The sequence below is a fragment of the Bradyrhizobium sp. USDA 4341 genome (assembly GCF_054063755.1).
The window spans coordinates 479,957-503,283 of sequence record NZ_JBSSGO010000002.1 but is presented as its reverse complement, the minus strand read 5'-3'; the positions used below and the strand labels follow the sequence as shown (position 1 = coordinate 503,283).

The following is a 23,327-nucleotide window of genomic DNA, read 5'->3' as shown; positions in this document are numbered from 1 at the left end:
GGATTCATGGCCGACGTCAGTTTGCGCAAGGTGGTGAAACGTTACGACGAGGTCGAGGCGGTGCGTGGCATCGACCTCGACATCGCCGACCATGAGTTCGTGGTGCTGGTCGGGCCGAGCGGCTGCGGCAAGTCGACGACGCTGCGGATGATCGCCGGCCTCGAGGACATTTCCGACGGCGACATCATGATCGGCGGCGACGTCGTCAACGACGTGCCGCCGAAGGACCGCGACATCGCAATGGTGTTCCAGAATTACGCGCTCTATCCGCACATGACCGTCGCCGAGAACATGTCGTTCGGGCTGCGGCTGAAGCACTATCCCAAGGCCGAGATCAAGAGCCGGGTCACGGAAGCTGCCCGCATGCTCGACATCACCGATCTGATCGACCGCAAGCCGAAGCAGCTCTCCGGCGGCCAGCGCCAGCGTGTCGCGATGGGACGCGCGATCGTGCGCAACCCGAAGGTGTTCCTGTTCGACGAGCCGCTGTCCAACCTCGACGCCAAGCTGCGCGTGCAGATGCGGATCGAGATCAAGAAGGTGCACCAGAAGGTCCGCACCACGACCGTCTACGTCACCCATGACCAGGTCGAGGCGATGACGCTGGCCGACCGCGTGGTGGTGATGAACCACGGAAAGATCGAGCAGATCGGCACGCCCAACGAGCTCTATCACAAGCCGGCGACCCGGTTCGTCGCAAGCTTCATCGGCTCGCCCGCGATGAATTTCGTGCCGTGCCGGCTCGAGGACGTCGGCGGCAAGCTCAACGTTCGGCTGACCGATCGCCTCTCCTTCCCGCTGCCGCCGGCGCGCGCCGCCCGCTACCAGGCCCTTTCCCGCACCGACAAGCTGCTGCTGGGTCTGCGGCCCGAGCATGTCATGGAGGCGCGGCCGCATGCCGAGCCCGGCATTGAGCCGTTCGACGCGGTGCTCGACGTCACGGAGCCGATGGGCATGGAGACGCTGGTCTACTTCACGCTCGAGGGCTCCCAGCTTTGCGGCCGGGTCAATCCCAATGCCGGCGCGCGGGATGGCAGCCCGCTCCGATTGGCTGTGGACCTCAACAATATGCATTTGCTAAACGAGGTGACCGGCGCCGTGCTTTGACGGCGCACAAAGAAACCTCAAGGGCAGGAAATGGCTACCAACAAGAAGAAGATTTTCATCACCCAGACTCTGTCTCCGGGGGCACGGGCCCTCCTCAATGAACGGGATGATGTAGAACTCGTCGAATTTCCCAACCTGATCTCGGCCAAGGACTTCCAGGCGATGCTGGAGCAGCATGCGCCGGTTCATGGCGTGGCGCTCGGCGCGACCCGCTTCGGCGAGGCGGAGCTGGAAGCGTCCAAGGGCATGTTGGTGGTGACCCGGATCGGAGTCGGTTATGACGCCGTCGACGTGCCGGCGCTGTCCCGCCGCAAGGTGCCGCTGATGGTGGCGGGCACCGCGAACTCGCCGTCGGTCGCAGAGCACGCCCTGTTCATGATGCTGACGCTGGCCAAGCGCGCGCAGGAAATGCACGCGATGGTCAAGGAAGGCACCTGGGCGAGCCGTCTCGGCGCGCTGCCGTTCGACCTCTACGGCAAGACGGTCCTGATCGTGGGCTTCGGCCGCATCGGCACCCGCACCGCCAAGCGCTGCCTCGCGATGGAAATGAATGTGCTGGTCTACGATCCCTACAAGGCGGCCGGCGAGATCACCGCGACCGGCTGTGAGGCTGTGCCGAGTCTCGAAGCGGCGCTGCCGCGGGCGGATTTCGTCACGATCCATTGCCCGAAGTCGCCCGAAACGGTCGGCCTGTTCAACGCCGCGCGGATCAGGCTGATGAAGCCGACCGCCTACCTCATCAACACCGCCCGCGGGGGCATCGTGGACGAGAGGGCGCTGTACGACGCGCTGGTGTCGGGCAAGCTCGCCGGCGCCGGCCTCGACGTGTTCGAGGTCGAGCCTCCGCCGCTCGGCCAGCCCCTGCACGCTTTGCCAAATGTGATCATGGCACCGCATGTTGCCGGCGTGACCGTCGAGGCTGTCGATCGCATGAGCGAGCAGACCGCGCGCAATATCCTGAGCGTGCTGGACGGCAATCCGCTGCGCCAGAACGTGATCAATCAGGACGTCCTCGGCTGAGCTTTCAGCCTTTCTCGTTGGCGCCGCGGCCGATCCAGCGAGGTCGGCCCGGCGATGCGGAGCATGCACATGGCTTTCAAGGAATTCGGCAACCACGATGCGGTCGGTCTCGCCGAGCTCGTCCGCAAGAGGGACGTCACGCCAAAGGAGCTGCTCGACGAGGCGATTGCGCGCACCGCCGCCGTCGATCCGAAGATCAACGCGATCGTCGTCAAGCACTACGACTACGCCGAGCGCCAGATCGCCAAGGGGTTGCCTGACGGCCCCTTCACCGGCGTACCGTTCCTGCTGAAGGATCTCGACCTGCTCGAGGGCACCCGCACCACGTCGGGCGCCAGCCTGCTGAAGGACTTCGTTGCCGATCACAATGGCACGCTGACCCAGCGTTTCCTCGATGCGGGTCTTGCGATCTTCGGCAAGAGCGCGAGCCCGGAATTTGGCCTGATGCCGACGACGGAATCCCGTCTATTCGGCCCGACCCGCAATCCCTGGAATCTCGAGCATTCCTCCGGCGGCTCGTCCGGCGGCGCGGGGGCTGCCGTCGCCGCGCGCATCCTGCCCGTCGCGCATGCAAGCGACGGCGGCGGCTCGATCCGGATCCCCGCCTCCGCCTCCGGCGTGTTCGGCATGAAGCCGACGCGCGCCCGCAACCCCTGCGGTCCAGATCGCGGCGAAGGCTGGGGCGGCTTCTCCGTCGGCCATGTGCTGAGCATCAGCGTCCGCGATAGCGCGGTCATGATGGATGCGATCCACGGTCCGGAGCCGTCGAGCCTCTACGTCGCGCCGCCGCCGGAGCGGCCGTTTTCCCAGGAGGTCGGCCGCGACCCCGGCCATTTGCGCATCAGCTTCACCGACAAGTCGCCCTATGGCGATGCTGTAGATCCCGAGATCGCCGCGGCGGTCCGCGACATCGCCAAGCTACTGGCGGGCCTCGGCCATCATGTCGAGGAGCGCGCGCCACCGCTTGCCGCCGATCCCGCCGCGGTCATGACGACCATCGTCGGCGGCAACACGGCGCTGACGATCCGCCTGCTCGAGCAGCGGGTCGGGCGCACGCTGACCTCGGACGATGTCGAGCGGCTGACGCTCGCCAGCGGCCAGAACTCGGTCAAGATGACCCCCGCCGACTACGTCGCCGCGCAGCTTGCAGCGTTCCAAATCTCGCGCGGGCTCGCGACCTTCTTCGAGGGCTGCGACATCTTCCTCAGCCCGACGCTGTGCGCGCCGCCGCTTCGCATTGGCGAGCTGAACACTATGTCCGAGGACCTGAGCCACATCGCGCCGGTGCTGCGCCGCTACATGCCGGGCACCTCGATGTTCAACATGTCCGGGCAGCCGGCGATGTCGGTGCCGCTGGCCTGGAACAAGGCCGGTCTTCCGCTCGGCATGATGTTCGCGGCCAAGCTCGGCGAGGAAGGACTGCTGTTCCGCCTGGCCGGTCAGCTCGAACAGGCTCGTCCCTGGAAGGACCGGCATCCGCCGGTCTGCGCCTAGCTCAATCGGGCGCGACAAAGGGCAGTCCAATCAGGTAGATAGGAAGGGCGTCGGCACGATTCCGCCGGCGTCATGCCTGGGAGACCAAACCGTGAGTGACCCGACCGACAATGCGCTCGCCGCAATCGCGAGCATTCTCGATCAGACGACGACGCCTCCGGAGAAGTCCAAGTCGTCTGATAACAAGTCGTCCGACACCAAGTCGTCCGACGAGACGGCGGACAATGCATCCGAGCCCGTCGAGGAGCCGCCGGTCTCGATAGCGATGCCACCGCCCCTGCCATCATCAGTCGAGGTCGTCACCGTCGAGGCCGTGTCCATCAACACTGAGTCGATGGACGCCGCGCCTGCCGAGCCGACGACGGTCGAGCCTCCGCCGATCGAGGAGCCCGAGCTGCTGGTCGAGCAGCCCGAACCAAACGAACCCGAGCCGTGCGTGCCGGAGCCAGAGCCGATCCAGCCGCCCCAGCCGATCGAGGCCAATGGCTATTCCAAGTCCGGACCAGGCCCGATGGCCGCGCTGCGCTTCCGCTGGACGGTGCGCGAGGACGGCGCCCAATACTATGTCGACGAGACCGTCGGCGAAGGATCGACCCCGCTGGTCAACGGCCCCATGGACAGGGACGCCGCGATCAAATTCGTCGACGATCGCGAGGCCGAAGCGCGGCGGCGCTTCGAGCATTTCAAGCACGAGATCGTCAGCCGCACGGCGGCCGCCCTTCAGGCGAGCAGGGATCGCCACGAGGCCGAGAACTTCGGTCCTGATTGAATCGCTCGAAAACGCTCTAGCCCAGCGGCGGCCTCGGTGATCCCAAAAAATCCTTCTTCGCGAGATCGACGCCGGCATGGCGCAGGATGTCGTAGGCCGTTGCGACATGGAAGAAGAACTGCGGTACGCTGAAGGACAGGATCAGGGACTTGCCGGTGAATGGTCTGGTCGCGCCGCTCCGGAACGTAAATACGACGTCCCTGTCGCAGGCGGCGTCGATCACCTCCCGCGGCAGGCCCTGCGCAAAATCAATCGTGGCCGCAATCTGTGCTTTCAGTCCGGCGATGCCGGGCGCCGTGTCGGCGAAGACCGGCGGCGCGCACCCCGCCAGCAACGCGCAGCTCAGGACGACATGCCGGTTCGCCTCACCGACCTGCTGGCGAAGGCTGTACATGTTCGGCGAAAGCCGCATGTCGAGCAGGACGGCTGGATCGATCTTGCGCGCCCCGGCATGGGCCTCGGCATGATCGAGCAGCGCGGAAAGATTGCGCAGATACCGCACATAGACGCCGACGGATGCTTCGTGGAGCGAGATGGTCACTGTTGCGCCCGCTGTACTGGCCTGATCGTCTCGTCTGGTCTAAATGGTCCGCAACGACATGTCATCGAAATTGACGGAGAAGTCTGATGTTTCGCGCGCTGGCCGGCCTCGCTCTCGCCTTGCTTGTCTCTGCCGCGCAAGCGCAGCCGGCGCCGTCCCGGCTCGATGAGATCGTCAAGCGCGGCACGCTGCGCGTCGGCATGACCGGCGACTACCTGCCCTTCACGGCGCTCGACAAGGAGACGAAGGCGTTTCGCGGCTTCGACGTCGACATGGCGCAATCGCTCGGCAAGGCGCTCGGCGTCAAGGTCGAGTTCGTGCCGACATCGTGGCCGCAGATGATGAAGGATTTCGAGGCTGACAATTTCGACGTCGCGATGGGCGGCGTCTCCATCACCTTCGACCGGCAGAAGAAGGGTCTGTTCTCGACACCGATCATGCGCGAGGGCAAGACGCCGATCGCGCGCTGCGCCGACAAGGGCAAGTTTGAGACGATCGCCGAGATCGACAAGCCCGGCACCCGTGTCATCGTCAATCCCGGCGGCACCAACGAGCGTTTTGCGCGCGCCAACGTGAAGACCGGCGACATCCGTGTCTTCAATGACAACACCAAAATCTTCGACGAGATCGCCAAGGGTGACGCCGACCTGATGATGACCGACGCGTCCGAGACGCGCTATCAGCAGAAGCTGCATCCCGGCGTGCTCTGCGCCGTGCATCCCGACAAGCCGTTCGACTTCGCGGAAAAGGCCTATTGGATGCAGCGCGACGTGGCGTTGAAGGCATTCGTCGACCAGTGGCTCCACATCGCGCGCGAAGACGGCAGCTACGCGAAGATCTATGCCGCGTGGTTTGAATAGGCTGCGTCAAGTTCACTGCTCGCGTGCCGCAAATTGATGCGCACGGCCTGAACCCGATCGCAATCCAGTGATTTGAACCTAGGGCGCGAGGGCACGACTCATGTTCTGACCGTGATTTGGGGCACGTTCAGCGAGGCAGCCACCAAATAGCCTCGCGAACGGGATTCCCTACACTGGAGGTCGAGATGAGAAAGCTTCTGGCGATCGCCACGCTTGTGCTGGCCAGCACGGCGACAGCGCAGGCGCAATATACGTTCGATTACGGCGGCCGCACCATTCGGATCGATCCCGATCGTGGAACGGTTTCGATCCCCGGTGTCTATGACAATACCGGCCGCAGCACCAAGCGCGCCAAGCACAAGGACGCCGAGCAGAAGCACGAGGCGGCGCCGACGGACGCCAGGACGGATTCTCCGTCCATGCCTGCCGCGTCACCCGCGGCTGCTGCATCCCCCTCTCCGACTGCCGTTGATCAGGCGGCTGCTTCGGCGGCACCGGCGCCGACAGCAACAACGACAGAGCCGGCGAACACGAGCGTTGCTCCGGCTATGGTAGCGACCACACCGCCGCCACCACCCGCGCCGCCAATCGTGCAGCAAAGCGCCGCGCCGGCGTCGGCAAAGCCGACCCCAGCGCCAACGGTCGGCGCCGTATCGCCTGCACCCAAGCCGGCGGCGAACCCCGTACAAGCAGCCAATTCGCCGCTCGGCATCTGGTTGACGGAAGAGAAGGAAGGCAAAGTCCGCATCGAACAATGCGGCGCCAATCTCTGCGGCTATTCGGTCGACAAGAAATCGAACGCCAACGGCGAGCAGGTTCTAATCAACATGAAACCGGGCAAGGACAAATGGAGCGGCCGCATCTTCGATCCGAACAGCGGCAGCACCTACGATTCCACGATCGCACTGAAGAGCCCCGACACGCTGCGCGTCCAGGGCTGTGCGTTCGGCGGCATGTTCTGCGGCGGCCAGACCTGGACGCGGGTGAACTGATTAGCTGCAAGTCGTAGCCCGGATGGAGCGCAGCGCAATCCGGGGTTGTCACCGCGGGACAGATCGCCCCGGATTACGCTTCGCTCCATCCGGGCTACGCATACGAGCAACAAAAAAGCCCCGCAGCGCGCGGGGCTTTCCTTTGGCTTGCTACGTCGGCTTTAGCCGAGCTTGCCGTTATATTCCTCGTCGGTGACGTGCTCCATCCAGGTCGAATAGACGCCGTCGAGCGCCTCCTGCATGGCGATGTGGGTCATGCTGTTGTCAGGCGAAGCACCGTGCCAGTGCTTCTCGTTCGGCGGGATCCAGACGACATCGCCCGGGCGGATCTCCCGGATCGGACCGCCCTTGGCCTGCACGCGGCCGATGCCTGATATCACGTACAGCGTCTGCCCGAGCGGATGGGTGTGCCAGGCGGTACGCGCACCAGGCTCGAACGACACGCGCGAGGCATTCAGCCGGGCCGGCGCCGGCGCCATGTTGATCGGGTCCTGCAGCACGCTGCCGGTGAAGTTCTCCTTCGGCGCGCGGCGTGTCGGCCGCGAGCCGGAAACGTGGATATCCATGGGGTTACCTCCCTCTCCTGACGTTATTTCTTGGATGCGGCGTAGCGCGCCTTGGTCTCGGCGTTCATCGGATACAGGCCGGGCAGCTGGGCGCCATTGTTCACCTCGCTGACGATCCAGGCTTCCATCCGCTCCTGCTCGGGTCCCTCGGCCAGCACCTGGTCAAGGAAGGCCTGCGGGATCAGCACCGCGCCGTCCTGGTCGGCCACCACCACGTCGTTCGGAAACACGGCAACGCCTCCGCAGCCAATCGGTTCACCCCAGCCGACGAAGGTCAGGCCCGCAACCGACGGCGGCGCGGCGTAGCCGTCGCACCACACCGGCAGGCCGGTGCCGAGCACGCCCTCGACGTCACGCACCACCCCATCGGTGATCAGCGCCGTTACCCCGCGCTTGACCATGCGGGCGCAGAGGATGTCGCCGAAAATGCCGGCATCGGTGATGCCCATGGCATCGACCACGGCAATGCAGCCGGCCGGCATCGCCTCGATCGCGGTACGGGTCGAGATCGGCGACGACCAGGATTCCGGCGTCGCCAGATCCTCGCGGGCCGGCACGAAGCGCAGCGTGAAGGCCGGTCCGACCAACCGCTTCTGCCCGGGCTTCAAGGGCTTGGTGCCGCGCATCCAGATGTTGCGCAGGCCCTTCTTGAGCAGGACCGTGGTGATGGTGGCGGTGGACACGTGCGACAGCGTCGCGATCGCTTCGGCGGACAGTGACATCTGGAAAGCTTGCTCCGATGGGAGGAAAAGACCGGCGCATGTTGCCGGGCGAAGGCCCTGCGTCAAGGGCTGCGCGAAAAGCTCCGATCATCCAAATTTATCGCCGGCATGCCGATTAATTTATTGAAGTTGCTGCATCATTTTGCACGAAGCGAATTCCGTTTTGAATCGAAACACGCTAGCTTGATGGCCGACCCAATCTGCTTGAGCCGATGGCCGAACCCATAAGTCCTCCCCGCCTTTTGCCGAGTGGCGACAGCGCCATCACGGTGGAATTCAGCCGCACCATCGATGACGCCGCCAACCGGCGGGTGCTCGCGCTCGACCGCGTGATCGCAGCCGAGCCGATCGCCGGCATCACCGAGACCGTGCCGACCTACCGGTCCCTGCTGGTGCATTACGATCCCGTGCAGATCACCTTCGATGCGCTCGGCGAGCAGCTGCTTGCGCGCGCCGCCAAGGCACCGCCGACCGAAAGCGGAACGCGGCGCTGGCGGATCCCCATCACCTATGGCGGTGAGCACGGCATCGATCTCGAGGATGTGGCGAAGGCGCTCCAGACCACGCCCGATGACATCGTCGCGCGCCATGCCGCCGGCGACTATCGCGTCGCCATGATCGGCTTCACGCCCGGCTGGTCCTATCTCAGCGGGCTGGACAAGTTCCTGCATTTACCAAGGCGCAAGGAGCCACGGCTCGTGACCCCTGCCGGCACCATCTCGATCGGCGGCATCCAGACCGGCGTGCAGTGCCTCGCCGGCCCGAGCGGCTGGCACCTGCTCGGCCGCACTCCAGTGCGAACCTACCAATTGCATCGCGATCCGACCTTCTTGCTGGAGCCCGGCGATGCCGTCAGCTTCACGGCAGTGGATGCCAAGACCTTTGCCGAACAGGACCGCGCCGCCGAGGCTGGCGAGTTCGTCGCAGAACTGGTGACGACATGAGCAAGCTCGTCGTCACCTCGATCGGCCCGGCGAGCTCGGTGCAGGACGGCGGACGTCCGGGCTCGCAGCGCTATGGCCTGACGCCGAGCGGCGCGATGGACCGGCTTTCGCTGGCGACCGCCAACACGCTGGTCGGCAATGAGCCGTTCGCCGCCGCGGTCGAGATCGGTCCATTCGGCGCCACCTTCACTGCGCGTGGCGGTGCCGTGCGCGTCGGGCTCGCCGGCGCATCGCGCAATGCGGACATCGGTGGCCGGCCGGTCGCCTTCGACAGTTCGGCAACGCTCGCCGAAGGTGAGACGCTCAATCTCGGTTTTGCGCGCGGCGGCTCGTTCAGCTATCTCGCGATCGAGCACGGTATCGAAGGCGAGCCGATGTTCGGCAGCCTCGCCGTCAACGCCCGGGCCGGGCTCGGCAGCCCCTACCCGCGGCCGCTGCAAAGCGGCGACGAGTTGAAGACAAAAGCTGCGAGCGGCGCCACTGAGCGCCGCATCGAATTGCCGGCCGCCATCGACGCGCCGATCCGCGTCGTATTCGGCCCGCAGGACGACGAATTCACCGAGGAAAACAAGCAGCTGTTCCTCGACAGCGAGTGGAAAATCTCGGCCACCAGCGACCGCATGGGCTACCGGCTCGAAGGAGCTGTCATCAAGCACCGCGACGGCCACAACATCGTCTCCGACGGCACCGTCAACGGCAGCATCCAGGTGCCCGGCAACGGCCAGCCGATCGTGCTGATGCCGGACCGCGGCACCAGCGGTGGTTATCCAAAGATCGCGACCGTGATCACGGCCGATCTTGGCCGCTTCGCGCAGACCTCCGCCGGCCGGCCGTTCCGCTTCAAGGCCGTGACCATGGCGGAAGCGCAGGCCGAGGCGATCAAGTTCCACGCGCTGCTGCATTCCCTGTCCGACCGCCTCCGCGGCATCGACGATTTTGGCCTCAACATCGAGGCGCTGCGGGATGCGAATGTCGCGGGTCAGGCCGTCAGCGCCGTCGATGTGTCGACCTGGCAAGTTGCGCTACCCTGAATCAAATACGAACAACAAACGGATCGATCGTCATGACTGCAACCATCGACCTCAATTGCGATCTCGGCGAAAGTTTTGGGCCCTGGGAAATGGGCAATGATGCTGCGATGATCGAGCTTGCGACCTCGGTCAACATCGCCTGCGGCTTCCATGCCGGCGACGCCGACATCATGCGCAAGACCGTCGAGCTCGCGAAGGCGCGCGGCGTCAGCGTCGGCGCCCATCCCGGCTATCGCGACCTGCACGGCTTTGGCCGCCGCCCGATGCCGGGGCTGACATCCTCCGAGATCGAGAACCTGATCGCCTATCAGATCGGCGCCCTGCAGGCGATTGCAACCGCGGCCGGCCACAAGGTCACGCACGTGAAGGCACATGGCGCGATCTCCAACGTCGCCTGCGAGGACGACATGACCGCACGCGCGATCGCCAATGCGATCAAGGCAGTCGACCCGAGCCTCGTGTTCGTGGTGCTCGCCAACTCAAAGCTGGTGCGCGCGGGTGAAGCCGCCAATCTGCGGATGGCGCATGAAGTGTTTGCCGACCGCGCCTATGAGGACGACGGCAATCTGGTGTCGCGCAAGAAGCCCGGCGCGGTGCTGCACGATCCCAAGGCGATCGCCGAGCGCGTGGTGCGGATGGTGCAGGACGGCGCGGTCGTCTCGGTCACCGGCAAGGTGATCAAGATGCAGACCGATACCGTCTGCATCCATGGCGACACGCATGGCGCCGTCGAGATCGCGCGCGGCCTGCGCGAGGCGCTGAGCAAGGCCGGCATCACGGTCGCGCCGTTCAAGACCGCGCACTGAGCCGCGCACACGTCGATTGAAAAGGGTCGGCCGCCGCGCCGACCCTTTTAGATTCCGTTAAGAGTCTTCTTAAACCCAAACTTGCCGTTTGATTGCTAGGTGCAGCTTCCGAGCCTTTGATTGTCCTCTCAGGAAATTGGGTACGAAAGCATGTTCCGCACCAGCCTCTCCTTCGCAATTGCTGCGGTGGCCACGGCCGCCTTCACCAGCGCGGCGTCCGCCGGCTGCTACAGCTGCTATACGCCGCCGCCCCAGCCCTGCACGACCTGCTATCAGGTGCAGACCGTGCCGCCGCAGTATCGCACTGTGCAGGAGACCGTGATGGTGTCGCCGGGCCGCGTCATCGCGCATCGCACGCCGCCGCAGTATCGTACCGTGATGGTGCCGAGGACCGTGATGGTCGCGCCCGAAGGCGTCGCCTATGAGCGCATCGCGCCGCAATACGCCACCCAGGAACGCACGCAGATGGTCTCGCCGGGCTATTCCTACTACGCGCCGGTCCAGCCGACCTGCAACACCTGCGGCGGTGGTGGGTACGGATACGGTTACGGCTACTGATGACGTTGCGTAGGGTGGGTTCGCGCAGCGTAACCCACTTTGTTGCGGGACGAAGGTGGCGGGTTACGCCCTCGGCCAACCACCCTACAAGTTCGCAAACAAAAGCCGCCGCCTGAGGCCATCAGACGGCGGCTTTTCAATTCTCTGATTTGCTCAGAACGGGTGGACGGACAGCGTGCCGAACACGATCGCCGCGATCACCGCAAAGGCGCTGTAGAGCGCCGCAGTGTGAATTCCGGTCCCGGACTTCCTTGAAATGTGTCGCGCGTAAAAGTGCAGGCGGGCTTCCGCCGATAGCTCGCGCATGGTCGATCTCCAACGCCCCATTCTCGGGCATATGGAATAGCGTTCGCGCCCGGATTCAAGCGGGCGGAAAAAATAGCGATGCCGCCGCCTTCGGGAACACGGTTCCGAGAGGATTATTCTGCCTCGCGAGTTCGCCCGAGAATCTTATTCGTCGCAATTCGAGGCGTCGGGAACCCACGCCAGCCCGCAATAACCGAAAATCTCGAAAACAACCCCATGCAAAGTAGCCGGAGGTGGATCGCTGAGGCGGGGCCTCAGGGCTTCCAGCGCCCGATCTTGAAGGCCGCCAGATGGCCGGGAACGTCCTTCGGATCGAACGGCGGACCGGCGAACGCGCCGATGGCGTTCGATGTGTCAGCTGGGCGCCCGGCCGCAGCGTCATAGAGGTCCGGCCTGAACACCGCCATGGCAGCCTTCAGCGCCTCCGGCCGGTACGGTGTCTGGCCCCAGCGAACCATCTGCGCGTAGAGCCAGGCCGCCTGCCCCGGGTCCGGCCGCGCCGCCGCCTCGCGCCCGACCAGCAAATAGCGATTGCTTTCGCGCATAGTGCCGTCGGGCGAAATCTTCAGCCGGCCATCGAGCGTGCGCTGGATGACGCTGGCCTCGACGCCGATCCGCTCGGGCTGCGCCAGGATGCGCGCGACTTCGGGCCGGTTTTCCGATTGCTCGATGAACTCCGCGGCGCGCAGATGCGCGCGCACCAGCGCGGCCACGACGTCGGCGTGCTTCTCCGACCAGCTCTGGCGCACCGCCAGCACCTTCTCCACCGCGCTGAGCAGGATGTCCGAGACGAAGTGCAGGATGTGGCCGACGCCGAGATCGACCGCGATCGAATTCCAGGGCGCGCCGACGCAGAACGCGTCGACATGCCCGTTGGCGAGACTGTCCACCATGTAGGGCGGCGGCAGCACCACGAGCTGGACGTCCTCGTCGGGATCGACGCCGCCGGCGGCCATCCAGAACCGCAATTGATAATTGTGGGTCGAGAACGGGAAGGTCATGCCGAAGGTCAACGGCTCGGCCCCGCTCTTCCGCCGCCTGGCCACGACGCGGGCAAGCGCGCGCGAGGTCGCCATCGGATCGAAGCGCTCGCCGTCGATCTCTTCCAGCAGCGCGGTGTGCAGCGCCGGCGATACGGTGATGGCGTTGCCGTTGAGCCCGAGATTGAAGGGGGCTGCGATCGGCACCTTGACGTGGCCGAGCCCGAGGCTCGAGGCGATTGCCACCGGCGCCAGCAGATGAGCCGCGTCGAACAGGCCGATATTGAGCTTGTCGCGGACGTTCGACCACGACACTTCCCGCACCAGCGTGACATCGAGGCCTTCGGCTGCGGCAAACCCCTTGTCGACCGAGACGATCAGGGCGGCAGCGTCCACCAGCGGAATGAATCCGATGTGCAGGGGTGTGGTCATTTCAGAAGCTCCGACGCCGTCAGGATCGATTGAGCGATCTCCCCGATCTTCTTTTTCTCGCGCATCGCGGTCGAGCGCATCAGCACATAGGCCTCTTCTTCGGTCAGCCCCTTCACCTTCATCAGGATGCCCTTGGCGCGGTCGATCACCTTACGCTCCTCCAGCGCATGCTTGGTGCGGTCGAGCTCGTCCTGCAATTTGGAGAAGGCATTAAAGCGGGAGACGCAGAGATCGAGGATCGGCTTCATCCGCTCCTTCTTGAGCCCGTCGACGATGTAGGCGGAGACGCCGGCCTCCACCGAGGCCTGGATCGAGGCGGCGTCGCTCTGGTCGACGAACATCGCGATCGGGCGGCGGACCGCGCGGCTGACCTGGAACATCTGTTCCAGCACGTCGCGGCTGGGGTTCTCGAGGTCGATGACGATGATCTCGGGATCGAGCGCATAGATCCGCGACAGCAGGCTCTGCATCTCGCTGATATGGACCACGTCCGTATAGCCGGCCTCCCGCAGTCCCTCCTCGAGGATGGCCGCACGGATCGGGCTCTCGTCGACTATGACGATCTTGGGAGACGATTCAGCGCTCATCGACCACTCTTAAAGCCCGGCAAGAACCATCCATATCACGCCGAGACGGTGCGGAAAGGGTTGTAATTCTCGACAATTGGGACTAGCTCCTGCCCATTCATGCGGCAGATCAAAGATATGGAGCGGGCCGGCGCGCCATAAAGTAACCTCACATCGCAGGGGTGTTCCGAAGGAACCGAACACATAGGCGACGTCGCTTCCGGTTCAACCGGCATTGCATTCGAGCCCCTGTCGCGATCAATGGGCCGCATACAGCATTCGCGTTACTGGCGCCGCGCCTGGAGGGTTCTCAACGCTTTCGCTCTTTATCTCTGATTGATCCGAACAGAGCCTTCGGCTGTTGGGCGATTGTCCGGTCCGAGCGTCACCCAGTCGGGGCGCGTGAGAGCCTGATTTCCCGCGTTCGGGTCCTGAGGTTTTGTAAAGCGGTCCCCCGCCGGTCTAGGGGGATTCCTCGGATCAAAACTGACATACTCCTCTCGAACAAGTCCGCCACCAATCCTCACCCAGCATCCAGTCTTGTAGTCCCAGACACCTTCTAGATTGAACGGCGCCCACCGGCCCTTGCAGCCCTCGCTGGCGACGAACGGAACGACGACCGCAATCAGCACCGTAAGCAAGCCAACTCCAATCCAAAATACTCGCATATGCGGTGCCCAATGATCCGGCGGGTCTCGCCGATTTCCTTAGATGAGAGTCTACCCAGCGGAGAACACAACCGGATGTTGTGTCCTGGATCAACAGGAAAATAGGCCGCTTCAGTGGCCGCAGTTTTGAATAACAATGTCGCCTCCCCTGCCTTGGCGGCACAACGCACGTATTAGTCATTGAATTTCGCTATCGGATCAATTAGTTGGATCACCATATCCGAACAATTCAGATCAGGCTCCAGGCGACCACATGGAAAGAGCGCCCCATATTTCGTTCGTCAGTCTCGGCTGCCCCAAGGCGCTGGTCGACTCCGAGCGCATCATCACCCGGCTGCGCGCGGAGGGCTATGAGCTCGCGCGCAAGCATGACGGCGCCGACATCGTCATCGTCAACACCTGCGGCTTCCTCGACAGCGCCAAGCAGGAATCGCTCGCGGCGATCGGCGAGGCCATGGCCGAGAACGGCAAGGTCATCGTCACCGGCTGCATGGGCGCCGAGCCCGAGCAGATCGAGGCGGCCTATCCCGGCGTGCTGTCGATCACGGGGCCGCAGCAATATGAAAGCGTGCTGGATGCCGTGCATCGCGCGCTGCCGCCGGCGCACAATCCGCACATTGACCTGGTGCCGCCGCAGGGCGTCAAGCTGACGCCGCGCCACTACGCCTACTTGAAGATTTCCGAAGGCTGCAACAACCGCTGCAGCTTCTGCATCATCCCGAAACTGCGCGGCGATTTGGTGTCGCGGCCGGCCAACGACGTGCTGCGCGAGGCCGAGAAGCTGGTGAAAGCCGGCGTCAAGGAATTGCTGGTCATTTCGCAGGACACCTCGGCCTATGGCGTCGATCTGAAATACGCCGAGAGCACCTGGCAGGATCGCAGCGTGCGCGCAAAATTCTTCGATCTCGCCAAGGAGCTCGGCGAGCTCGGCGCCTGGGTGCGGCTGCAATATGTCTACCCCTACCCGCACGTCGACGAGGTGATCGGCCTGATGACCGAGGGCAAGGTGCTGCCCTATCTCGACATCCCGTTCCAGCATGCGAGCCCGGACGTGCTGCGTGCGATGAAGCGCCCGGCCGCCCAGGAGAAGACGCTGGCACGAATTCAGAAGTGGCGCGAGCAATGCCCCGAATTGACGCTGCGCTCGACCTTCATCGTCGGCTTCCCCGGCGAGACCGATTCCGATTTCGCCTATCTGCTCGACTGGCTCGACGAAGCGGAGATCGATCGCCTCGGCTGCTTCAAATACGAGCCGGTCGCCGGCGCCTCCTCGAACGCGATCGGCAATGCCGTGCCCGACGAGGTCAAGCAGGAACGCTGGAATGCGCTGATGGCGCGGCAGCAGAAGATTTCGGCGAGACGCCTGAAGCGCAAGGTCGGCACCCGCCAGCAGGTGATCATCGACGAGGTCGGTCCGACGGTGGCCAAGGGCCGGTCGAAAGCCGACGCACCCGAGATCGACGGCGCCGTCTACCTCACCAGCCGCCGCCCGCTCAAGGTCGGCGAGATCGTCACCGCAAAGATCGAGCGCGCCGATGAATACGACCTGCACGGCAGCGTCGCCGGATTCTGAACGCGCCTAACTCGCAGTCGGCGCGGCGGCAAGCGCCGGATCCAGCGTGCGAAGCACGCGATGGATGCGGACCGGGCTGGAGATGCCTGCGTTGCGCGCATAGGCATCGATGACCTCCTCGCTCTCGACCACGACGAGGCCGAACAGCTTGCGGTCGTCGGTCGCGTAGGTGCAGAGCCAGTGCATTCTGCCCTGCGTCGCGATGATGGCGTCCAGCGCAATCCGCGCATGACGCGCCGCCTGCGCGTCATCGGTCACATCGAAACCGGCCGGAAGATCTCGTTCGATCAGCAGCTTGATCACGGCGCCACCTCCAGGATTGCCTGGTCGCAGCCTAGAGCACTTTCGGTTCCGATTGAATCAGAACCGAAGCTCTAGATTCTTGTTTTGACGCGTTTTCTTCACGCGAACCGGTGTCCACTTCGCTCGAAAACGCTCTATCACGCTCCGCGCGTCGCTTGTGTGCGACGTCACCTCTCGCTTGACACCACGGGCCGTTCGGCTGTATGGCCCTGCGCCATGAAGCTGAACCGGACCCACCGCCGCGCCATCAACCGTCGTCGCAACCGCGACGATGCTGGGCTGCGCCGTGTCCGACGCCACCGCTGATTAGCTAGAGTCAGCTGAGGTTTTCGAGAAGGCCGCGCCCCCAAAGCGCGGCCTTCTCGCTTTTTCGGCCTGCCCTTTCCCACACCGACCCCAGAGGAGATCGACATGACCAACGCACCCCATCCGTTCGATGCGCTGATGGACATCACCGCTCGCCCCGAGGTCGTCTTCGTGCGCGGCGCAGGCTCGTATTTGTGGGACTCCAACCGCAACCGCTATCTCGATTTCGTGCAGGGCTGGGCCGTCAACCCGCTCGGCCACTCGCCGGTCATCGTTGCCGATGCGCTGGCCGCGCAGGCCAGGCGGCTATTGACGCCGAGCCCGGCATTCTACAACGAGCAGAGCCTGAAACTGGCAAAGGCGCTGGTCGACAACAGTTGCTTCGATCAGGTGTTCTTCGCCAATTCCGGCGCCGAGGCCAACGAGGGCGCGATCAAGCTCGCGCGCAAATACGGCGCCAAGTACAAGAACGGCGCGCACGAGATCATCACCTTCGAAGGCGGCTTCCACGGCCGGACGCTCGCGACCATGTCAGCCTCGGGCAAGAAGGCGTTCGAGCCGCTGTTCGAGCCGAAGGTCTCGGGCTTCCGGAAAGCGCGGCTGAACGACATCGAGTCGGTGCGCCAGCTGATCACGTCGTCGACGGTCGCGGTCATGCTGGAGCCGATCCAGGGCGAAGCCGGCGTGTGGCCTGCGACCGACGCGTTCCTCAGAGAGTTGCGGGCGCTGACCCAGCAGCGCGGCCTGCTCTTGATCGTCGACGAGATCCAGACCGGCATCGGCCGGACCGGAAAGCTGTTCGGCTATGAGCACGCCGGGATCGAACCCGACATCATGACGCTCGGCAAAGGCATCGGCGGCGGCGTGCCGCTCGCGGCACTGCTTGCGACCGAACATGCCTCGTGCTTCGATCACGGCGATCAGGGCGGCACCTTCAACGGCAATCCCCTGATGTGCGCCGCCGGGCTTGTCGTGCTCGATCAGATCGGCCAGCCCGATTTCCTGAAATCGGTCACCGACACCGGGCTGCTGCTCGAGCGTGAATTGCAGCGGCTGTCGGCGCGGCACGGGCTCGGCGAGATCAGAGGCCGTGGCCTCCTGCTCGCGCTCGATCTCAAGATGCCGATCGGCGCCGCCGTTGTCGCCGAGGCGTTCGCCGCCGGCGTGCTGGTCAATTCGCCGCAGCCGGACACGCTGCGCTTCATGCCGGCGCTCAACGTGACGCGGGAGGAGATTTCCGCGGTCATCGATTGCCTCGATACCGTGCTGACGAAGGTCGGCGCGGCGCGGCGGGTGGCGTAACGGCTCACGTCATTGCGAGCGAAGCGAAGCCATCCATCCCTCCACGCGTGCGGGACAATGGATTGCTTCGTCGCTTCGCTCCAATGACGAGGAGAGGCTTACGGCCGCAAAATCGCAGCGCCTGTGGTCGCCCGGCTCTCCAGATCGATGTGCGCCTTGGCGACGTCCTTGAGCGCATAGGCGTGGTTGATCGGCACGTGCAGCTTGCCGTTGATCACGGCGGCAAACAGCGTGTCGGCGCCTTCGAGCAATTCCTTGCGGGTGCCGACATAGTCGTTGAGCTTCGGCCGCGTCGCGAACAGCGAACCGTGGTTGTTGAGCTCGGCGAGCGGGAACGGCGGCACCGGGCCGGAGGCGTTGCCGAACGAGACGAACAGGCCGCGTGGCCGCAGGCACGACAGCGATCCCGGGAACGTCGTCTTGCCGACGCCGTCATAGACGACGTCGCAGAGCTCGCCGCGGCTGATCTGCTTGACGCGTTCGACGAAATTCTCCTCGTTGTAGAGGATGACGTGGTCGCAGCCATTGGCAAGCGCGATATCGGCCTTCGCCTTCGAGCCGACGGTGCCGATGACATGCGCGCCGAGCGCGTGGGCCCACTGGCAGGCCAGCAGCCCGATGCCGCCGGCCGCGGCGTGGATCAGCACCCGATGGCCCTGCTCGACCTTGAAGGTCTTGTGCAGGAGGTACCAGACCGTGAGTCCCTTGAGCATCAGGACGGCACCCTGCTCATACGTGATGTGGTCGGGCAACTTGACCAGCTTGTCGGCCGGGATGACGCGCTCGGAGGCGTAGCCGCCGAGGTTGTAGTAGTAGGCAACACGATCGCCGGGGTGGAAATTGGTCACGCCCGGACCGACGGCCACGACCTCGCCCGCGGCCTCGTTGCCGGCGATGAACGGCAGGCCGGGCGCCTTGTAGAGGCCGGTGCGGAAATAGACGTCGATGAAGTTCAGCCCGACCGCATGCTGGCGGATGCGGACCTCGCCGGTCCCCGGCGCCCCCACCTCGACATCCTCATAGGTCAGGACCTCAGGGCCCCCCACCTTGTGCACCCGCACAGCCTTGGTCATGTCGTCGCTCCCTCAGATCTCAGCGTCAAACGAGCGAATGCCATCGGCGCCGGCTTGTCAACCAAGCGTCCGGAACCGGGGCTACAGCATGATCCGGAAAAGTGCGAAGCGGTTTTCCGAAAGATCATGCCCTTTAGCCGGCCGGCTTCTTGCGGTTGCGCCTGGCCAGCACATTGAACATCTCGACTGCCGCCGAGAATGCGATGGCGAAATAGATGTAGCCGCGCGGAATGTGGAATTTGAATCCGTCGGCCACCAGCGCAACGCCGATCAGCACCAGGAACGCCAGCGCCAGCATCTTGGTGGTCGGATGCTCCGCGACAAACCGCGCCACCGGTCCCGACGAGATGTACATGATCGCGCAGGCGATCACGACCGCCGCGATCATGATCTCGATGTCCTGCGCCATGCCGATCGCGGTGATGATCGAATCCAGCGAGAACACCAGGTCGATGATGATGATCTGCACGATCACCCAGAAGAACGCGTTGGGGCTCGGCTTGTCATTCTGCTCGGCGTCACGCGCCTCGACCTCGCCGTGGATCTCGTGGGTCGCTTTCGCAATCAGGAACAGGCCGCCGCCGATCAGGATGATATCGCGCCACGACAGCGCGACACTCTCGATGGTGATCACAGGCTGCGTCAGCCCGATCAGCCAGACCAGGACGCTGAGCAGGATGATGCGGAACACCAGCGCCAGCAGCAGGCCGATCTGCCGCGCGCGGTTGGCCTGCGGTTGCGGAATCCGCGAGACGAGCACTGACAGGAAGATGACGTTGTCGATGCCGAGCACGATCTCGAGCGCAGTCAGGGTCAGCAGCGCCGCCCAGGCTTCCGGGCTGGTGATCAACTGCATCATGCTCTGAAGGCTTTCATCCGGCGGATCAGGGTATCGCTGCCGACGATGTAGACGGCGATGGCGCAGAGACCGAAGGTGATCGGGGCTCCGACCACGAAATCGTTGGCGAGCGTGTACATGCCGAGCAGCGCCCAGGCGCCGAGCAACCACAGCGTCAGCCAGCGCAGCCGCACCACGCGGAACGGGTGCAGCACATGGAACGGCGCAAAGGTCAGCCCAATCAGGACCGCGACCACGATCGTCGACAGCACCGGCGGCAAATGCAGCAGGAACAGATAGAACGCCGCTGCATTCCACAGCGCCGGGAAGCCACGGAAATGGTTGTCATCGGCCTTCATGCGGCGGTCGGCGAAATACAGCGCGCTCGAGACCACGATGCCGATGCCGAGGATCGGCGCGGCCAGCGGCAGCAGCATGCCGCTCGCGGTGATCGCATAGGCCGGCACGAACACATAGGTGACGAAATCAACCACCAGGTCGAGCACCTCGCCCGACCAGTTCGGCTGCAGCCGCACCACGTCGAACCGGCGCGCCAGCGGGCCGTCGATCCCGTCGATGATCAGCGCGACCCCGAGCCAGGCGAACATGTTGGCCCAGTGCTCGCGCACCGCCTCCAGCATCGCCAGCAGCGCGACCCCGGCGCCGAGCGCCGTGAAGATATGAACGGAGAATGCGGCGGTCCGCATCCGTTCTGGCAACGCATCCGGCTGGCTCGAGTGCTCCATCGGCCGAAGTGCTATCAGGAATCGGCCACCTTTGCATATGCAGTCTTGCGGCGTTCCGCCGCGCAGATCGTTGGAGACTCTTGGTGGTTACCGATGGCTTGAAAATCGGGCCAGGCATGTCAAATGTCCTGATATGACCGACAGCTCCCAGGATTATGACGTTATCGTAATAGGCGGCGGTCCGGCCGGATTGACGGCTGCGATTGCCCTCGCCGACGCCGGCGCGCGCACCGCGCTGTTGGCGCGCCGCGCCCCCTATGCCGACAACCGGACCACCGCGCTGCTCGGCGCCTCGACCGATATCCTGGAGCGGCTCGACGTCTGGCGGCGCTGCAGCGACCAAGCGGCGGCGCTCAAGACCATGCGCCTCGTCGACGACACCGGCCGCCTGATCCGCGCCCCGGAGGTGCGGTTCTCCTCCGAGGAGATCGGCCGCGAGCAGTTCGGCTTCAACATCGACAATCGCTCGCTGGTCGCAGCACTCGAGGAGCGTGCCAGCGAGATGGCCGCGCTGACGCGGTTCGACGACGAGGCCGCCTCGGTGCAACCGAAGGATACTGCGGTCACCGTGGTGACGCGGCAGGGCCAGTCGCTGTCGGCCCGGCTCGTGGTCGGCGCCGACGGGCGCAACTCGCTGTCCCGCGAGGCCGCCGGCATCGAGGTGGTCAGCCGCGAGCTCGGCCAATCCGCCCTCACCTTCAACATCACCCACAGCCGGCCGCACCGGAACATCTCGACCGAGTTTCACACCGAGCACGGCCCCTGCGTGTTCGTGCCGCTCAGCGGCAACCGCAGCAGCGTGGTCTGGGTCTCGGCGCCCAAGGAGGCCGAACGGCTGAAGGCGCTTGGCGATGGCGAATTATCCGAAGCGGCCGAGCGACAGTCGCATTCGATTCTCGGCCGCGTCGAGGTTCAAGGCGGCCGTCACGTGTTTCCCCTCGCCATCGAGCGGCCCCGGCAATTCGCCAAGGATCGGATCGCGCTGGTCGGCGAATCCGCCCATGTGCTGCCGCCTATCGGCGCGCAGGGGCTCAACATGGGGCTGCGCGATGCCGCCGATATCGCCGAGATCACGGGCCAGGCGATCGGCCGCGGCGAGGATCCCGGCGCGCCCAATGTGCTGTCGCGCTACCAGGCGGCGCGGCGGCCCGATGTTGCCAGCCGGATTTGGGCGATCGACATCGCCAACCGGTCGCTGCTCAGCGGTTTCCTGGGGGTACAGACGGCGCGGGCCGCCGGCCTGCATCTGATCGGCGCATTCGGCCCGCTGCGGCGGCTGGCGATGCGCGAGGGTCTCGCGCCGTCATGGCGGCGGTGACCAAAGCGTTTTCGAGCGAAGTGGGTACCGGTTTGCATTAAGAAAACGCGTCAAATAGAAACCGCGCCGCTTAGGGAAACACCAAGCGTCCGCTCTGGATGAACCACATCACGCTGGTCAACGTGACCACCGAGGCAAAGGTGCCGATCAGCACCGCGACCGACGCCGGCTCGATCCAGGTGTCGTTCTGCCGTGCAATCACGAACACGTTGAGCGCCGGCGGCAGCGAGGCCATCAGCACCGCGGTCGCAGCCCAGGGCTGCGCGAACGGACCGAACAGCAGCATCAGTCCGAAGGCCAGCAGCGGATGGATCAGAAGCTTGATCGCGACCACACCCGGCACCTCCCACGGCACCCGCTCGAACGGCCGTAGCGCCACGGTGATGCCGAGCGCGAACAGCGCCATCGGCGCCGCGGCGTTTTGCAGGAACTGGATGGTGCGGTCGAGCGCGACCGGAATCGGGATGTGAAACGCGGCGACCAGCGCGCCGAACACCGCGGACATGATCAGCGGGTTCTGCACGATCTGCCGGAGCACCACGCCGAACGCATGCAGCAGCGAGGGATGGTCGCGGTCGGTGAGTTCGATCAAGAGCGGCACGATCGAGAACAGGAAGATGCTGTCGCAGCAGAAGATCAGCGCGGTCGGCGCCGCTGCCTTGGTGCCGAGCACCGCGAGCGCGAGCCCAGGCCCCATATAGCCGATATTGCCGTAGGCGCCCGACAGGCCTGCCAGCGTTGCCTCGCGCAGCGACAGCCCTCCGATCAGCTTTCCTGCGACCATCGCGAGGAAGAACGCGATCACGGTTCCGAGCGTGGTGGCGATCAGGAATGGCGGGTTGTTCAGCTCGGCGAACGGCGTCTTCGACATGATCCCGAACAGCAGCGCCGGCAACGAAACGTAAAGCAGGAAGAAATTCATCCAGGCAAGCCCGCTCTCGGGCAAACCCTTGGCTTTTCCGCATGCGTAGCCGATAAAGATCAAGCCGAAATACGGCAACGCCAGATTGAGGATATCGATCATTCTGAAAGTAATTTCTCGGCCGGATTTCGGGTCGTTTTTGCAGGTCTGGAATCGGTAAACCGGGGGTTAATTCGAGGCTTAGCCCCTAGCATCGGCCACAATGTTGGTCTATCGACGAACCATGATCAAAGCGCGGACCGCCAAGTTTCAGATCGGGCAGATCGTCCGTCACCGGGTGTTCTCCTTCCGGGGCGTGATTTTTGATATCGACCCGGAGTTCAACAACACCGAGGAATGGTGGCTGTCGATCCCCGAGGACATGCGGCCGCACAAGGACCAGCCGTTCTATCACCTGCTCGCGGAAAACTCGGAGACCGAGTACGTCGCCTATGTGTCCGAGCAGAACCTGCTGCCCGACGATTCCGGCGAGCCGATCCGGCACTCGCAGGTGGCGGAGATCTTCGTGAAGGACAAATCGGGCGGCTACCGTCCGCGCAACACCGTCGCTGAACTGACGCGCGGCGCCTGTCCGGCGACGGACA

24 protein-coding genes and 1 pseudogene are annotated in these 23,327 nt (G+C 64.6%); 14 read left to right on the top strand and 11 right to left on the bottom strand.

The annotated features are described in order from the left end of the window. The first annotated feature begins 6 nt into the window (after positions 1-6). The 4 genes from ACVIGB_RS08095 (at position 7) to ACVIGB_RS08080 (ending at position 4,390) form a co-directional block, all read left to right on the top strand. Positions 7-1,107: an ABC transporter ATP-binding protein gene (locus tag ACVIGB_RS08095; protein WP_456723123.1), complete on the top strand. Its 1,101-nt coding sequence runs from the start codon at positions 7-9 to the stop codon at positions 1,105-1,107. A 30-nt stretch (positions 1,108-1,137) separates the two neighbouring features. Then, a complete protein-coding gene (locus tag ACVIGB_RS08090; protein ID WP_456723124.1) occupies positions 1,138-2,127 on the top strand; it encodes a hydroxyacid dehydrogenase in 990 nt (329 codons plus the stop codon). 69 nt (positions 2,128-2,196) lie between these two features. Next, positions 2,197-3,621, top strand: a complete 1,425-nt coding sequence (locus tag ACVIGB_RS08085; RefSeq protein WP_456723125.1) for an amidase — start codon at positions 2,197-2,199, stop codon at positions 3,619-3,621. 91 nt (positions 3,622-3,712) lie between these two features. Beyond that, the gene (locus ACVIGB_RS08080; protein WP_456723126.1) at positions 3,713-4,390 is read left to right on the top strand and encodes a hypothetical protein; all 678 of its coding nucleotides are present in this window, start codon (positions 3,713-3,715) and stop codon (positions 4,388-4,390) included. 16 nt (positions 4,391-4,406) lie between these two features. Here the strand turns inward: ACVIGB_RS08080 and ACVIGB_RS08075 are convergent, their stop codons facing one another. After that, a complete protein-coding gene (locus ACVIGB_RS08075) occupies positions 4,407-4,931 on the bottom strand; it encodes a DUF1993 domain-containing protein (RefSeq protein ID WP_456723127.1) in 525 nt (174 codons plus the stop codon). Between the two features lie 86 nt (positions 4,932-5,017). On the opposite strand from ACVIGB_RS08075, the gene ACVIGB_RS08070 reads away from it, so the two are divergent. Both ACVIGB_RS08070 and ACVIGB_RS08065 read left to right on the top strand, forming a co-directional pair. Then, positions 5,018-5,791 carry a transporter substrate-binding domain-containing protein gene (locus ACVIGB_RS08070; RefSeq protein ID WP_456723128.1) on the top strand — a complete coding sequence of 258 codons (774 nt, stop codon included), beginning with the start codon at positions 5,018-5,020 and terminating at the stop codon, positions 5,789-5,791. 185 nt (positions 5,792-5,976) lie between these two features. Then, entirely contained in the window at positions 5,977-6,783 is an 807-nt protein-coding gene (locus tag ACVIGB_RS08065; RefSeq protein WP_456723129.1) for a DUF2147 domain-containing protein, read from the top strand. A gap of 161 nt (positions 6,784-6,944) precedes the next feature. Here the strand turns inward: ACVIGB_RS08065 and ACVIGB_RS08060 are convergent, their stop codons facing one another. Beyond that, complete coding sequence (locus tag ACVIGB_RS08060) at positions 6,945-7,349, bottom strand: (R)-mandelonitrile lyase (RefSeq protein WP_092114437.1); 405 nt, start codon at positions 7,347-7,349, stop codon at positions 6,945-6,947. A gap of 23 nt (positions 7,350-7,372) precedes the next feature. Further along, positions 7,373-8,071 carry a ribonuclease activity regulator RraA gene (locus ACVIGB_RS08055; protein ID WP_456723130.1) on the bottom strand — a complete coding sequence of 233 codons (699 nt, stop codon included), beginning with the start codon at positions 8,069-8,071 and terminating at the stop codon, positions 7,373-7,375. Between the two features lie 212 nt (positions 8,072-8,283). On the opposite strand from ACVIGB_RS08055, the gene pxpB reads away from it, so the two are divergent. From pxpB to ACVIGB_RS08035, 4 genes are all read left to right on the top strand, one after another. After that, a complete protein-coding gene (pxpB, locus tag ACVIGB_RS08050) occupies positions 8,284-9,015 on the top strand; it encodes a 5-oxoprolinase subunit PxpB (protein ID WP_092114435.1) in 732 nt (243 codons plus the stop codon). After that, positions 9,012-10,046 carry a 5-oxoprolinase subunit C family protein gene (locus ACVIGB_RS08045; protein ID WP_092114434.1) on the top strand — a complete coding sequence of 345 codons (1,035 nt, stop codon included), beginning with the start codon at positions 9,012-9,014 and terminating at the stop codon, positions 10,044-10,046. The genes pxpB and ACVIGB_RS08045 overlap by 4 nt, the downstream gene beginning before the upstream one ends. A gap of 32 nt (positions 10,047-10,078) precedes the next feature. After that, entirely contained in the window at positions 10,079-10,852 is a 774-nt protein-coding gene (locus ACVIGB_RS08040; RefSeq protein ID WP_456723131.1) for a LamB/YcsF family protein, read from the top strand. 150 nt (positions 10,853-11,002) lie between these two features. Beyond that, the gene (locus ACVIGB_RS08035) at positions 11,003-11,410 is read left to right on the top strand and encodes a hypothetical protein (RefSeq protein WP_456723132.1); all 408 of its coding nucleotides are present in this window, start codon (positions 11,003-11,005) and stop codon (positions 11,408-11,410) included. Positions 11,411-11,563: 153 nt separating this feature from the next. On the opposite strand, the gene ACVIGB_RS08030 is transcribed toward ACVIGB_RS08035, so the two are convergent. From ACVIGB_RS08030 to ACVIGB_RS08020, 3 genes are all read right to left on the bottom strand, one after another. After that, entirely contained in the window at positions 11,564-11,716 is a 153-nt protein-coding gene (locus ACVIGB_RS08030; RefSeq protein WP_171947587.1) for a hypothetical protein, read from the bottom strand. A 254-nt stretch (positions 11,717-11,970) separates the two neighbouring features. Beyond that, complete coding sequence (locus ACVIGB_RS08025) at positions 11,971-13,128, bottom strand: CmpA/NrtA family ABC transporter substrate-binding protein (RefSeq protein WP_456723133.1); 1,158 nt, start codon at positions 13,126-13,128, stop codon at positions 11,971-11,973. Then, positions 13,125-13,715, bottom strand: a complete 591-nt coding sequence (locus ACVIGB_RS08020) for an ANTAR domain-containing response regulator (protein WP_018271619.1) — start codon at positions 13,713-13,715, stop codon at positions 13,125-13,127. The genes ACVIGB_RS08025 and ACVIGB_RS08020 overlap by 4 nt, the downstream gene beginning before the upstream one ends. A 900-nt stretch (positions 13,716-14,615) precedes the next feature. On the opposite strand from ACVIGB_RS08020, the gene rimO reads away from it, so the two are divergent. Next, positions 14,616-15,935, top strand: coding sequence for a 30S ribosomal protein S12 methylthiotransferase RimO (gene rimO / locus ACVIGB_RS08015; protein WP_456723134.1), 1,320 nt, complete (start codon positions 14,616-14,618; stop codon positions 15,933-15,935). A 6-nt stretch (positions 15,936-15,941) separates the two neighbouring features. Here the strand turns inward: rimO and ACVIGB_RS08010 are convergent, their stop codons facing one another. Continuing rightward, positions 15,942-16,238 carry a hypothetical protein gene (locus ACVIGB_RS08010; RefSeq protein WP_456723135.1) on the bottom strand — a complete coding sequence of 99 codons (297 nt, stop codon included), beginning with the start codon at positions 16,236-16,238 and terminating at the stop codon, positions 15,942-15,944. 411 nt (positions 16,239-16,649) lie between these two features. On the opposite strand from ACVIGB_RS08010, the gene ACVIGB_RS08005 reads away from it, so the two are divergent. Beyond that, the gene (locus ACVIGB_RS08005; RefSeq protein WP_456723136.1) at positions 16,650-17,846 is read left to right on the top strand and encodes an acetylornithine transaminase; all 1,197 of its coding nucleotides are present in this window, start codon (positions 16,650-16,652) and stop codon (positions 17,844-17,846) included. A 98-nt stretch (positions 17,847-17,944) separates the two neighbouring features. Here the strand turns inward: ACVIGB_RS08005 and ACVIGB_RS08000 are convergent, their stop codons facing one another. The 3 genes from ACVIGB_RS08000 to pcsA all read right to left on the bottom strand — a co-directional run bounded on the left by ACVIGB_RS08000 (position 17,945) and on the right by pcsA (position 20,503). Then, positions 17,945-18,919 (bottom strand): quinone oxidoreductase family protein, encoded by a 975-nt coding sequence (locus ACVIGB_RS08000; protein ID WP_092114426.1) that lies wholly within the window; start codon positions 18,917-18,919, stop codon positions 17,945-17,947. 133 nt (positions 18,920-19,052) lie between these two features. Beyond that, the gene (locus tag ACVIGB_RS07995) at positions 19,053-19,778 is read right to left on the bottom strand and encodes a TerC family protein (RefSeq protein ID WP_456723137.1); all 726 of its coding nucleotides are present in this window, start codon (positions 19,776-19,778) and stop codon (positions 19,053-19,055) included. After that, positions 19,775-20,503: a phosphatidylcholine synthase gene (gene pcsA, locus ACVIGB_RS07990; protein ID WP_092114424.1), complete on the bottom strand. Its 729-nt coding sequence runs from the start codon at positions 20,501-20,503 to the stop codon at positions 19,775-19,777. Before pcsA ends, ACVIGB_RS07995 begins: the two co-directional genes overlap by 4 nt. A gap of 133 nt (positions 20,504-20,636) precedes the next feature. Here pcsA and ACVIGB_RS07985 point away from each other — a divergent pair, with 133 nt between their 5' ends. Beyond that, positions 20,637-21,821, top strand: coding sequence for a UbiH/UbiF family hydroxylase (locus ACVIGB_RS07985; protein WP_456723138.1), 1,185 nt, complete (start codon positions 20,637-20,639; stop codon positions 21,819-21,821). A 70-nt stretch (positions 21,822-21,891) separates the two neighbouring features. On the opposite strand, the gene ACVIGB_RS07980 is transcribed toward ACVIGB_RS07985, so the two are convergent. Continuing rightward, on the bottom strand, positions 21,892-22,845 hold the full coding sequence (locus ACVIGB_RS07980) for an AEC family transporter (RefSeq protein ID WP_456723139.1): 954 nt from the start codon (positions 22,843-22,845) through the stop codon (positions 21,892-21,894). Positions 22,846-22,966: 121 nt separating this feature from the next. Here ACVIGB_RS07980 and hspQ point away from each other — a divergent pair. Beyond that, positions 22,967-23,300, top strand: a pseudogene (gene hspQ / locus ACVIGB_RS07975) (heat shock protein HspQ). The last annotated feature ends 27 nt before the right edge of the window (positions 23,301-23,327 follow it).

Coding starts and splice junctions, on each gene's coding strand:
- ACVIGB_RS08060 (WP_092114437.1), bottom strand. CDS start 7,349: ATGGATATCCACGTTTCCGGCTCGCGGCCGACACGCCGCGCGCCGAAG.
- ACVIGB_RS08095 (WP_456723123.1), top strand. CDS start 7: ATGGCCGACGTCAGTTTGCGCAAGGTGGTGAAACGTTACGACGAGGTC.
- ACVIGB_RS08070 (WP_456723128.1), top strand. CDS start 5,018: ATGTTTCGCGCGCTGGCCGGCCTCGCTCTCGCCTTGCTTGTCTCTGCC.
- ACVIGB_RS08035 (WP_456723132.1), top strand. CDS start 11,003: ATGTTCCGCACCAGCCTCTCCTTCGCAATTGCTGCGGTGGCCACGGCC.
- ACVIGB_RS07995 (WP_456723137.1), bottom strand. CDS start 19,778: ATGATGCAGTTGATCACCAGCCCGGAAGCCTGGGCGGCGCTGCTGACC.
- ACVIGB_RS08005 (WP_456723136.1), top strand. CDS start 16,650: ATGACCAACGCACCCCATCCGTTCGATGCGCTGATGGACATCACCGCT.
- ACVIGB_RS07985 (WP_456723138.1), top strand. CDS start 20,637: ATGACCGACAGCTCCCAGGATTATGACGTTATCGTAATAGGCGGCGGT.
- ACVIGB_RS08040 (WP_456723131.1), top strand. CDS start 10,079: ATGACTGCAACCATCGACCTCAATTGCGATCTCGGCGAAAGTTTTGGG.
- ACVIGB_RS08045 (WP_092114434.1), top strand. CDS start 9,012: ATGAGCAAGCTCGTCGTCACCTCGATCGGCCCGGCGAGCTCGGTGCAG.
- ACVIGB_RS08085 (WP_456723125.1), top strand. CDS start 2,197: ATGGCTTTCAAGGAATTCGGCAACCACGATGCGGTCGGTCTCGCCGAG.
- ACVIGB_RS08065 (WP_456723129.1), top strand. CDS start 5,977: ATGAGAAAGCTTCTGGCGATCGCCACGCTTGTGCTGGCCAGCACGGCG.
- pxpB (WP_092114435.1), top strand. CDS start 8,284: ATGGCCGAACCCATAAGTCCTCCCCGCCTTTTGCCGAGTGGCGACAGC.
- pcsA (WP_092114424.1), bottom strand. CDS start 20,503: ATGGAGCACTCGAGCCAGCCGGATGCGTTGCCAGAACGGATGCGGACC.
- ACVIGB_RS08090 (WP_456723124.1), top strand. CDS start 1,138: ATGGCTACCAACAAGAAGAAGATTTTCATCACCCAGACTCTGTCTCCG.
- ACVIGB_RS08055 (WP_456723130.1), bottom strand. CDS start 8,071: ATGTCACTGTCCGCCGAAGCGATCGCGACGCTGTCGCACGTGTCCACC.
- ACVIGB_RS08020 (WP_018271619.1), bottom strand. CDS start 13,715: ATGAGCGCTGAATCGTCTCCCAAGATCGTCATAGTCGACGAGAGCCCG.
- rimO (WP_456723134.1), top strand. CDS start 14,616: ATGGAAAGAGCGCCCCATATTTCGTTCGTCAGTCTCGGCTGCCCCAAG.
- ACVIGB_RS07980 (WP_456723139.1), bottom strand. CDS start 22,845: ATGATCGATATCCTCAATCTGGCGTTGCCGTATTTCGGCTTGATCTTT.
- ACVIGB_RS08030 (WP_171947587.1), bottom strand. CDS start 11,716: ATGCGCGAGCTATCGGCGGAAGCCCGCCTGCACTTTTACGCGCGACAC.
- ACVIGB_RS08000 (WP_092114426.1), bottom strand. CDS start 18,919: ATGACCAAGGCTGTGCGGGTGCACAAGGTGGGGGGCCCTGAGGTCCTG.
- ACVIGB_RS08025 (WP_456723133.1), bottom strand. CDS start 13,128: ATGACCACACCCCTGCACATCGGATTCATTCCGCTGGTGGACGCTGCC.